Genomic DNA, 10956 nt, shown 5'->3' on the forward strand with positions numbered 1-10956 from the left:
TCCTTGATTAACTATTTGATCTCGAAGCCGACAGTATAATGACACCCTACTGACACCATTTGTCAGTAGTAAATTAAATATGATAAAAAGAATAACAGATAAAAAATTGGCAGGAATTTAACGCTATGAAAAAGGGAAAAAATGCCTTCCTTGGCACAATGCACTTACCTAAACGTCCATTTTAAAAACCTGACTGACACCTTGGCGGCGAACGCAGCCATTGAAATACGACTTACTTCAGACCTACATCTGGTTAAATTCTTTTAAAATTGTCTCATAGGTGCCATTCGTTTGAATTTGCACAAAGCCTTTGTTGAAAGCATCTCGGATTTCGATGGCATTAGGAATGTTTTTAGAAATCATAATATGTAGGTCATTATCTTCTAAGGGCGGCTGTATCATTTCTATCTTATCCGCTTGCATGCCCATATCCGCTGCAACTTGTTTGGCAACCGCATAACTCTCAACATACAGATCAATCTCACCTTGATCTAAGGCTTTTAAGCCTAAGCTGACTTGCTCGTAGCCTTTTAGATGTTTAAACGGATAGGCATCGAAGCTTTTCGCGACAACCGTGCCATCAAGCTTGCCTAATTTATATTGGTCTAGGGTGTCTAAAGAGGTATAGAAATCTAACTCATGACCCGCTTTTTTAAATACGCCCGTTAAAACAGAGTAAATAGGCAATGAATAGTGATAATGCTGCGCCCTGTCTTCGGAGAAATAAGCACCCACTACGACGTCTTTCTTGCCTTCTTTTACTTGCTCTAGCGCATCTGTCCAACTGGTGAATTTTATAGCCGTGTCATAACCCGCCGCTTTAAATGAAGCATCAACTATGGCGGTGACAAAGCCCCCTTGATCAAGAGATTCAGCATAAAAAGGCGCCCAGTTAGTGGTTGTCATAGAGACATTTTGTGCCTGCACACGATTGGGTAAAGTGATGAAAATAAAGGCGTATATTAAGGTAATCAGAGGTATTTTAGCGGCTATTTTCTGCAAACCTGGTGACAGTGGTCTGATTTTAAACATGTTAATAAGCATAGTTTTAAACCTTTTCATTGGGGTGATGAATAAGGTTAACGAGTTCGAACGAGGGCGGGAGTGAATTTTAACGCCATTAATAAAGGAATAAATCGTAATCAGGTCTTTATATAAAGCCTTAGAAGGATATCTATTTATTCATTCATTTTGAATTCTGAATAAAGGATTCATAGCGATTGACCTGATAGCCATCACCCATATCAGAGCCCACTTTTTTAAACCCTAATTTGAGCAGTATTTTATTTGAGGCGATATTCTCATCGACGGCTTCGGCAATGATCTTATCTAAACAAAGAACGTCCCTTGCATATTTTAATGCGCTAATGACGGCCTCTGTTGCTAATCCCTGCCCCCAATACTTGGGCAATATACGATAACCAAGGTCAGGCGCATTAGCATGAATATCAAATTTTACGCCGCAAAAACCAATGACTTTATTATCTTCTTTATGGATAAGTGCATATCGCCCGTAACCAACTCTTTCATACTCAGCCATCCAAATATCGCTGATAACCATGGCAGCATCATCAAGGTTTTTCACCCTACCAGCATCACCTGTGTATCGCGTGACTTTTTCACAGCTAGCAAAATCAAGAACAGCTTCTTTATCGGCAAGGGTAAACTCGCGCATTTGTAGTCTTGGAGTATCAATTAAAATCATAGAACACCTCCTTGTGAGCTTTGAAGTAATGTTTATTAAAGCGTTTTAATGCTTATGCGAGATAGGTATCGCCAAGCTTTGAATTTTCTAACCAGGTCATAAACTCACTCACACCTAGTTCCCCTTCTTTTGGCGCCCAAACCGCGAAATCAGACTCTGTAGCAGGCGTAAAAGGACCCGGTTTTAACTCTAGAATAATGACGTCTTCTGTTTCTGGATAAATACTGTGCCAAGTGTTTTCAGGAAATTCTGTCCCCATAATAGGCTGATTAGGGCTTAAGCTTAGCTTCTCAATCACTTTTCACGTTTGATCGAAAATAACTAATGCCAATCTTCCTTTTAACACGAGCAGCATTTCCCATTTATTCGTTTGAGAATGAAAATGGGGTCTTACATAAGTGCCTTTTTTTAAACCTATACACATGCGCTGAACGGGATCTGAGTGTTCTGTATGAAAACAATGATGTGAGCGTTTACGATCGCTTTGCTCCGCTTTTTCAATTAATGCTTGGAATAGCACATCATCCAGCTTTTTCATTTTTCTTCCTGTTCGCAGTGTCAATATTTTTTTGTGAAGGGTAATCTCTCTTACGGCTGCCATCTTAATCATTAGGCAAAAAAAATCCCAGCACTTGGCTGGGATTTTTTAATATTGATAAGTATTCACATACCAGTATTACAAGCGAACACTTTCAATAACACGCTCTACTATCTCTTCAACTTTTGTTTCCAAGATTTCAGAATCCGCATGACCCTCATCATTCGTTAACAAGGTTACCCCTGTTGCACGAACAAGATCCGCTTCTGCTTGGCTTACGTCAGCTTTTGCAAGAGCAACAATACCTTGGCGAAGCAAAGCACGCTCAAGGGCTTTCGCTTGACCAAAACCTTGTGCAGATAACGCAATCACGGCGGGTTTTTGACCTAAACGAGCGGCTCTATCTTCAGCTGTTACATCTGAATCTTCATCAATATCAGCAACCTTCTCTTCTACCATGCCAGCACCCACTGTCACGTTAGATAGGCGGTCGATGATGATCAAGGCGCCTGTTAGACGACTATCTTGATACTGATCGAAAGCAACGGGGGCATCAAATTGAATGACACAGTCACCAATGCCGTTTAGTTCTAGTGATTCGATGTCACTGTGCTCAAGCGTATTGACATCTACTCTGTGGTTAAAGTGATGCACTTTACCCGGTACTGTTTGAGTACCTAGTTTAAAGTCATACAACTTGCCTGGCACCAGCGGGTGATCCGCCATCCATACAATAGACGCTCTTAAGGTGCTTGCCATTAGCGGTTCACAACCCACATGCGCAAGCATGTCACCACGACTGATATCGATTTCATCTTCTAGTGTGATAGTCACGGCTTCGCCAGCACGTGCTTCATCTAGATTACCGTCATAAGTAACAATCGCATCAACTTTACTGGTTTTGCCTGATGGCAAAGCGATAATGTCATCACCTGGTTTCACAGAACCTGCTGCAATGGTGCCGGCAAAACCACGAAAATCTAGGTTAGGACGGTTTACATATTGCACAGGCAAACGGAAGTGATTGCTCTTAACATCACGATCAATCTGAACACTCTCAAGAATGTTCATTAAAGCGCCGCCTGTATACCAAGGTGTGCTGCTCGATTCATTTACAACGTTATCACCACGAAGTGCTGATAAAGGTACAAAACGAATATCTTCGCTGGCACGGTTACCTAGTTGCTCAGTAAAGGCTAGGTATTCTGCTTTAATTTCGTTGAATCTGTCTTCAGAGAAGTCAACCAAGTCCATCTTGTTAACAGCAACTACTAGGTGTTTAATCCCTAGCAAAGCGGCAATATAACTGTGACGACGAGTCTGAGTTTGTACGCCGTAACGGGCATCAATCAAGATAATCGCTAGATCACAGGTAGACGCGCCTGTTGCCATGTTACGTGTATATTGTTCATGCCCTGGTGTGTCAGCAATGATGAACTTACGTTTCTCTGTTGAGAAATAACGATAAGCAACATCAATAGTAATACCTTGCTCACGCTCAGCTTGTAAGCCATCTACCAAAAGCGCTAAATCAACTTCTTCACCTTGAGTACCTGACTTTTTACTGTCACGTTTTACGGCTTCTAGGTGATCTTCAAAAATAAGTTTTGAGTCATGCAATAGACGTCCGATTAGGGTACTTTTACCATCATCAACGTTACCGCAAGTTAACAAACGCAACATGTCTTTTTCTTCATGCTGCTTTAAGTAACCAAGAATATCTTGGCTGATCAATTCTGACTGGTGCGACATTCTCTAACTCCTAGAAATAACCTTGTTTTTTCTTCTCTTCCATTGACCCTGCTGAGTCATGGTCGATCACTCGCCCTTGGCGCTCTGAACTTTTTGTCAGTAGCATTTCCTGAATAATTTCAGGCAAGGTCGCCGCTTCAGAATCCACTGCACCGGTCAATGGGTAGCAACCCAAGGTACGGAAACGGACAGATTTCATTTCAGGTACTTCACCCTCTTTTAATGGCATACGCTCATCATCAACCATGATCATGGTGCCATCACGCTCGACCACTGGACGTGGTTTAGCGAAATAAAGAGGAACAATTGGAATACTTTCTAGGTAGATATATTGCCAGATGTCCAACTCGGTCCAGTTAGATAGAGGGAAAACGCGAATGCTTTCGCCTTTATTCACTTTACCGTTATAGATGTTCCATAATTCAGGACGTTGGTTTTTAGGATCCCAACGGTGCTGTTTATCACGGAACGAATAAACACGTTCTTTTGCTCGTGATTTCTCTTCATCACGACGCGCACCACCAAATGCAGCATCAAAGCCGTATTTGTCTAATGCTTGCTTCAAACCTTGGGTTTTCATCACGTCGGTGTGCTTAGCACTACCGTGTGTAAAGGGGCCGACACCCTGATCAATACCTTCTTGGTTTTGGTGAACCAAAAGCTCAAGACCTAATTTCGCCACCATTTCATCACGGAAGCTAATCATTTCTTTAAACTTCCAACCTGTATCCACATGCATAAGTGGAAAAGGTGGTTTACCAGGGTGAAAGGCTTTCATAGCCAAATGCAGCATCACAGCAGAGTCTTTACCTACTGAATACAACATTACAGGGTTATCAAATTCAGCAGCCACTTCACGAATGATATGGATACTTTCAGCCTCAAGCTGTTTTAGATGAGTGAGTCTCGCCTCGTTCATAATTTCCTATCTCAGTTGTGTCCGACTTTTAATCCCTTCAAATTTTTAACAATTCAAAGTCGTTAAAAGTGAATGGATTCGGCATTTGATAGATACTATACAGGCAAGCTATTTTCAAAAAAAGTTATAAGCAGGTGTTTTGATAGAACATTTATACATATAGATATTTAAAATGAACTAAATAAGAAGAACCTATGAAGTTCACTTTAAATACAATACTTTCAAATAAGAAATAGGCTATAGACTATGGCGCTTAATTGGGTAGATTACGCATGACTAAACCGTATTCGATATCAGCCGGTTCACTTTCACAAGGGATGCTCACCACATGACCAGAACCAGACGCAACACTCACGCGCTCGCCTTTTTTATTCAGCATGGCATTAATGAGGATGGTTCTTGAGCCTTTTGGTGTAATGAGTTCGACACTATCGCCCACTTTAAAGCGGTTTTTAACATCCAAGGTTAACATGCCCTTGTGCCAACCTTTCATCTCAGCCACGAATTGCTGCTTGGTGGATTGAGAATTACCATGTTGATAGTTCTGATACTTATCATGTACATGACGACGGTAAAAACCTTCTGTATACCCTCTATTTGCTAAGCCTTCTAATCTATCCATGAGACTCATATCAAACGCACGACCATGGGTGGCATCATCAATGGCTTGGCGATAAAGTTGAGCGGTTCGTGCTGCATAAAAATGAGATTTGGTACGGCCTTCAATTTTTAATGAATGCACACCCATTTCAATCAATTTTTCCACATGCTGAATGGCTCTAAGGTCACGTGAATTCATAATGTAGGTGCCATGCTCATCTTCAAACGCTGGCATGTATTCACCTTCACGGCCCTGCTCACGTAATAACACCACATCCTCATAAGGCTTTCCTTCACCTAAGGTGGTTTTAAAATCGTCATTTTCACCAAAAGTTAATTGATCAAAGCCTCTCATGTCAGCGCTAGTAGGATCGAACATTTGCGCTTCTTTTTTCGCTTGTTCATACAAATGGCTACCATCAGCCGGCACGATATCACCAGATAGTTCCTCTTTGGCATCTTTCACATCATATTGCCAACGACATGAGTTAGTACAAGAACCTTGGTTTGGATCACGTCGGTTAAAGTAGCCTGATAGTAGACAACGACCCGAATACGCAATACACAAAGAGCCGTGAACAAAAGTTTCGATTTCCATTTCAGGCACTTTAGCTCGTATCTCTGCGATCTCATCGAGAGATAATTCACGGGATAAAATGACACGTTTAAGGCCGTAGTCATGCCAAAACTTAACCGTCGCCCAATTCACCGCATTGGCTTGAACAGAAAGATGTAACTCTTGATCTGGCCACTTTTCTTTAATCAGCATCATCATGCCAGGGTCTGACATAATAAGGGCGTCAGGGCCCATTTCGATAACAGGCTCAATATCACGTAAATAGGTTTTAATCTTAGAATTGTGTGGCGCAATATTACTGGCAACATACAGCTTTTTGCCTTGAGCATGGGCTTCTTCTATACCGGTGGCGAGATTGGCCATATCAAAGTCGTTATTTCTCACCCTTAGGCTATATCTAGGCTGGCCTGCGTATACGGCATCGGCCCCATAAGCGAAAGCGTAACGCATATTTTTTAGGGTACCCGCTGGCGAAAGTAATTCTGTCATAAGTCATTCACGTCAATTTTAAAATGGGCGCATTTTAATCGAGTGACTTAAGGGGAAAAGCAAAAACCAAAAAAAGGCCGACTTAGTCGACCTTTTTATGATTTGAATCAAATTTTTAAAATTATTAATTCCACATAGTGAGATAAATTGAGCTTATCAGTTTTGGCCTATTATGGCTCTGCACTCAATTGTTGCTCCAACATAATTTGATTAACTTGGGTATCGATTCGATTCAGTTTGCCATTCACTTGGATTCTAAAGGCATCAATGGCATTGATTGCTTCTTGATGATCCTTAAGCTGTGCTTGTAAGTTGGAAGGAATAGCCGGTTGATCATTACCTAAGGTATCAATTTTCTGATTTATTTGAGCAATGCTTTCTTCAATCGTAGCAAGCGTTGAGGTTAAATCCGTTACCTGCTTACTCACACTCTGATTATTGGATTGCATAGTTTTAATCGTATTGAGAAGGTTATCAATTTGACTATTTTGTTGTGAAACCTTACCAATCAAGCTCGCTGTATCATCACCCATATTAGATAAGGCTTGCCCTGTTGCGTCTTGCTCTTCACGCATGGCATCTACTTCAAAGGCACGGGTTTGAGCGTCTTGCTCTAATCGATTCAAGTTACCTAATAAAGTATGGTAGTTAGCTTCAATATCATTGACAGCCTCACCTTGCACTGCCACCAGCTTGCCTTGTGTTGCAAGGGATTCACGCAGGTCAGATTGTTTTTTATCTATGCTAGCCACTTTTGTGGTATTGGCTTTAATGGCTTTGCGATTAGTATCATATGACACCCCCCAAAGCTTACGAATTTCACTGTTGTGATTCTTTAACGTCTCTTCAACCGTCACATCTTGTTCATTTGCAGACACATCGGCCGCTAATAGTTGATGATCTAAGTTAGTTAGCTGAGTATTAGTCGCAGCCAGTTCCGCTTTTAATCTTTGATTATCTTGCCATACTAAAAAGGCAGCCACACTGGCAGCTGTGATAAACACAAACAAAAGAAGGTAAACGCCAAATAAATTCGGCTTTTTATATTGCACTTGGGGCTGTGCAATGGCCTCTTTAATTGGTTTGGCTTTACTTGAAGCAGGAGCCAATCGTCGTTTAGTCGTTTGACTATTTGATTGACGGTCACTGACTTCATCTTGGTCCAAGGTAAGGCTTGGAATTTCTACATCATCATCTTGTCTTGGCATTGAATTCTAACTGAGCCCTTGTTTTAAATGAAAAAAAGGATAACCACACAAATTGAAGGAATATTATCTTCAATTCTTCGGTGCTATTATATATGCACCATTAACTGCTTGATAACAAGCATTTTTCAATATGAAATCGCAGGAGAAATGAAATGGCGTTTGAATTACCAGCTCTACCATATGCAAAAGACGCTCTAGAGCCACACATGTCAGCGGAAACTTTGGACTTCCACCATGGCAAACACCATAACACTTATGTTGTTAAATTAAATGGTCTTGTACCTGGTTCTGAATTCGAAGGCAAAAGCCTAGAAGACATTATTGCTTCAGCTCCAGCTGGTCCTGTATTTAACAATGCAGCACAAATCTGGAACCACACTTTCTTCTGGAACAGCCTAAGCCCACAAGGTGGCGGTCAACCAGCAGGCGCACTAGCTGACGCAATCAATGCTAAATGGGGTTCTTTCGAAGACTTCCAAGCGGCATTTAATGACAAAGCCGTTAATAACTTCGGTTCTAGCTGGACTTGGTTAGTTAAAACAGCAGCAGGCGAACTTGAGATTGTTAACACTAGCAATGCCGGTACGCCTTCTACTGATGGTTACACAGCACTATTGACTGTTGACCTTTGGGAACACGCTTACTACATCGACTACCGTAACGTTCGTCCTGATTACCTAAAAGGTTTCTGGGCGCTAGCTAACTGGGATTTTGCTGCTGCTAACTTTGCTGCATAAAATCAGTTAGTTTTGTTTTAAGTCTTGGCTTAAGGGTTTGTGGAAACGCTTAAGCCAATTTAAGGCAAATAAAAACGCGATTCAAACCCAGTCTGAATAGCGTTTTTTTATGTCTGAAAATCTTACCTTAGGCTTTATTCAGCGTCTTTCGCAGCTTTAGCAGCTAATTTAGATTGAATAAAAACAGAATGGGGAACATAGAGAAGCTCACAGATACGTCTGATACGATAATCTTCGTATTCATCTAACACACCGTCGGCATAGGCAACCCGCCATAAGGCAGCAACAAGCGCCTCTTTTTCATCCTTGCCCGCATGATCATTAATGGCATTGGTAAATTGAAACATATCATTAGCGGATTCGACCGATTGTTTCATGTCTAGATAAAGTTGCTCAACCTGTAAAAGCCCAGTTTCTTTCTCAATTAACGTTAAAACTTGCTGCTTTTCAGTTTCTTCAATTTTCTCATCCGCTAACATGACTTCAATAAGCAGTGCCGCAACCGCTTGCTGGTAAGAAACAGGCTCGACTGTTTCTTCTGGATCTTGAAATTGCTCAATGATTTTTTTAAATGCAGCTAACATGCTTTCTCCATTTATTTATTTTCTAAGACTTGATTCAAATAGGCTAAATTCAAATCAATCAATTTATTTGGAAATTGTCGATAATCAGGATAAGGGCAAAAAATCAGGTTTTGATCAACTTTTATTAAGCCTTTTTCATCAAGTTGAATAAAGTCTCTAGTCTCTTTAACTAAAGATTGCATTTGACCACCGCAAACATAATAACGTTTATCCTGATCTAAATATTCCGGCATTTGAAATAAAACGCACTCACTTTCTTGTATCAAGCGAGTGTCACGGTATTCACGCCAATCCATTTTGCCCGCCGTAAGCTTCGCCATAATGGTGAGAATTTTACGCCAATGGTTTCCATCCTGAGCAATAATGTCTGCCACACAAGGTTGGTTTAAATGCCCATTTGGATCAACTAAATACTCCCCTTTAGGTGGCGTTGGTAATATAAATACCGTTTTTGCATGCCTGTAGGCACAACCTAAACTAAACACTGCTTGTCCTTTCTCCTCTAAACATCATACTGCAAAAAAGCCATGATTTAAGATATGCCTATAATAGCATTTTGATTTACACAAAAGTTCCTTGATTGATACAACAAAATATTTGGGTCCAGCTTGACAGTGAAGACGTTTCATAAAACAATATAGCAATAAATTATAAGCTTATACCGGATTAGAATATGCATTTTATAAACTCAGGCGTTATTGGTGGTGTTTTAATTGGCTTAGCCGCACTGCTCTACTTACTTTTATATGGTCGCGTATTAGGTGTTAGCGGCTTAATTAATCAAGCTGTTTTTAATAGAAAAAAAGATCAAGGCGTTAACACGTTATCTATCGCTATGATTCTGGCTGGCACTTTAATAGGCGGCACTAGCTACGGGGTATTTTTTGAACCGCAATTTGTGATGCCAAGTGATCGCTCCCCTTTCTTACTCATCATTGCCGGCCTTATCGTTGGCATTGGCACCCGCATGGGCAATGGCTGCACCAGTGGCCATGGTGTGTGTGGTATTTCAAGAGGTTCATTACGTTCAATCGTGGCAACCGTAACCTTTATGATTAGCGCCATCATTACGGTTTATGTGACTAGCCGACTTTTTCAATTAGGAGCCTAACATGAGTAGCAATATAAAGAGTCATATGACACCTAATCAAGACACGTCTTACCCTATTTTTCACCTTTTCATGCACTTGATAATAGGCGTTTTGTTTGGTGCTGGCCTTGCCATATCCGAGATGGCAAACCCAAATGCGGTGTTAAGCTTTCTTGATGTTAGTGCTATTTTTACCCAAGACAGCCCTTTTAGTAAGAATGCGAATTGGAACCCAGATCTTATTTTTGTCATGGTATCGGCCATTTCGATTGGCGTTTTAGCTTATGGCATTAAGCGCAAACTGCCTCAACCCAAGTTCTCATCAATTTGGCGACTACCAAGCAAGCTTACCTTAGACAAACCTTTAATATTCGGTGCTATTTTGTTTGGAATTGGCTGGGGCCTAGCGGGTTATTGCCCAGGACCTGCATTAACCGCCCTAGTCAATAACCCAATGGAAGGGGTTTATTTTATCTCATCCATGTTAGTGGGAAGCTTTCTCTTTCAAACACTGGCAAAACTAAGATAAAGCCTAGCCCCAATAGATTATTTTTCTTACCATGGATGTCTGCTTTAGCTGCAGCCTTAGTTGCCGCCTTAGTTTGGATTCAATCCCTAAGCTGAATAAAATTAGTGGATTGTGATCACTAAGGCCTTCTCATTTTTATTTAATGGAACTTAATAAATGAAACTCGATTCAATTCATATCTACCCAGTTAAATCTATTGCCGGCATTTCCCTTGAAACGAGCCAAGTA

Annotated in this window: 11 protein-coding genes and 1 pseudogene; 3 read left to right on the top strand and 9 right to left on the bottom strand. The window is 40.9% G+C overall.

Features of this window, described 5'->3' with window-relative positions; translation table 11 throughout:
• Nucleotides 1-243 precede the first annotated feature (243 nt).
• The 7 genes and pseudogenes from MED121_RS21520 to MED121_RS21550 all read right to left on the bottom strand — a co-directional run bounded on the left by MED121_RS21520 (nucleotide 244) and on the right by MED121_RS21550 (nucleotide 7788).
• Nucleotides 244-1044: a transporter substrate-binding domain-containing protein gene (locus MED121_RS21520; RefSeq protein ID WP_242603239.1), complete on the bottom strand. Its 801-nt coding sequence runs from the start codon at nucleotides 1042-1044 to the stop codon at nucleotides 244-246.
• A gap of 142 nt (nucleotides 1045-1186) precedes the next feature.
• Entirely contained in the window at nucleotides 1187-1705 is a 519-nt protein-coding gene (locus MED121_RS21525) for a GNAT family N-acetyltransferase (RefSeq protein WP_009835973.1), read from the bottom strand.
• A 52-nt stretch (nucleotides 1706-1757) separates the two neighbouring features.
• A pseudogene (locus MED121_RS24655) lies at nucleotides 1758-2315 on the bottom strand (WbuC family cupin fold metalloprotein).
• A gap of 66 nt (nucleotides 2316-2381) precedes the next feature.
• Nucleotides 2382-3995 (bottom strand): sulfate adenylyltransferase subunit CysN, encoded by a 1614-nt coding sequence (gene cysN / locus MED121_RS21535; protein ID WP_009835970.1) that lies wholly within the window; start codon nucleotides 3993-3995, stop codon nucleotides 2382-2384.
• Between the two features lie 10 nt (nucleotides 3996-4005).
• On the bottom strand, nucleotides 4006-4914 hold the full coding sequence (cysD, locus tag MED121_RS21540; protein ID WP_009835969.1) for a sulfate adenylyltransferase subunit CysD: 909 nt from the start codon (nucleotides 4912-4914) through the stop codon (nucleotides 4006-4008).
• Nucleotides 4915-5167: 253 nt separating this feature from the next.
• Nucleotides 5168-6580, bottom strand: coding sequence for a tRNA 5-hydroxyuridine modification protein YegQ (gene yegQ / locus MED121_RS21545; RefSeq protein WP_009835968.1), 1413 nt, complete (start codon nucleotides 6578-6580; stop codon nucleotides 5168-5170).
• 170 nt (nucleotides 6581-6750) lie between these two features.
• Nucleotides 6751-7788, bottom strand: a complete 1038-nt coding sequence (locus tag MED121_RS21550) for a hypothetical protein (RefSeq protein WP_009835967.1) — start codon at nucleotides 7786-7788, stop codon at nucleotides 6751-6753.
• Nucleotides 7789-7940: 152 nt separating this feature from the next.
• Here MED121_RS21550 and MED121_RS21555 point away from each other — a divergent pair, with 152 nt between their 5' ends.
• Nucleotides 7941-8525 (top strand): Fe-Mn family superoxide dismutase, encoded by a 585-nt coding sequence (locus tag MED121_RS21555; protein WP_009835966.1) that lies wholly within the window; start codon nucleotides 7941-7943, stop codon nucleotides 8523-8525.
• 134 nt (nucleotides 8526-8659) lie between these two features.
• Here the strand turns inward: MED121_RS21555 and MED121_RS21560 are convergent, their stop codons facing one another.
• Entirely contained in the window at nucleotides 8660-9109 is a 450-nt protein-coding gene (locus tag MED121_RS21560) for a TerB family tellurite resistance protein (protein ID WP_009835965.1), read from the bottom strand.
• An 11-nt stretch (nucleotides 9110-9120) separates the two neighbouring features.
• Nucleotides 9121-9594 (bottom strand): hypothetical protein, encoded by a 474-nt coding sequence (locus tag MED121_RS21565; protein WP_009835964.1) that lies wholly within the window; start codon nucleotides 9592-9594, stop codon nucleotides 9121-9123.
• A gap of 188 nt (nucleotides 9595-9782) precedes the next feature.
• Between MED121_RS21565 and MED121_RS21570 the strand changes: the two genes are divergently transcribed.
• On the top strand, nucleotides 9783-10220 hold the full coding sequence (locus MED121_RS21570) for a YeeE/YedE family protein (RefSeq protein ID WP_009835963.1): 438 nt from the start codon (nucleotides 9783-9785) through the stop codon (nucleotides 10218-10220).
• Between the two features lies 1 nt (nucleotide 10221).
• The gene (locus MED121_RS21575) at nucleotides 10222-10728 is read left to right on the top strand and encodes a DUF6691 family protein (protein ID WP_242603240.1); all 507 of its coding nucleotides are present in this window, start codon (nucleotides 10222-10224) and stop codon (nucleotides 10726-10728) included.
• Nucleotides 10729-10956 lie beyond the last annotated feature (228 nt).

The organism is Marinomonas sp. MED121 (genome assembly GCF_000153025.1).
GTDB lineage: Bacteria > Pseudomonadota > Gammaproteobacteria > Pseudomonadales > Marinomonadaceae > Marinomonas.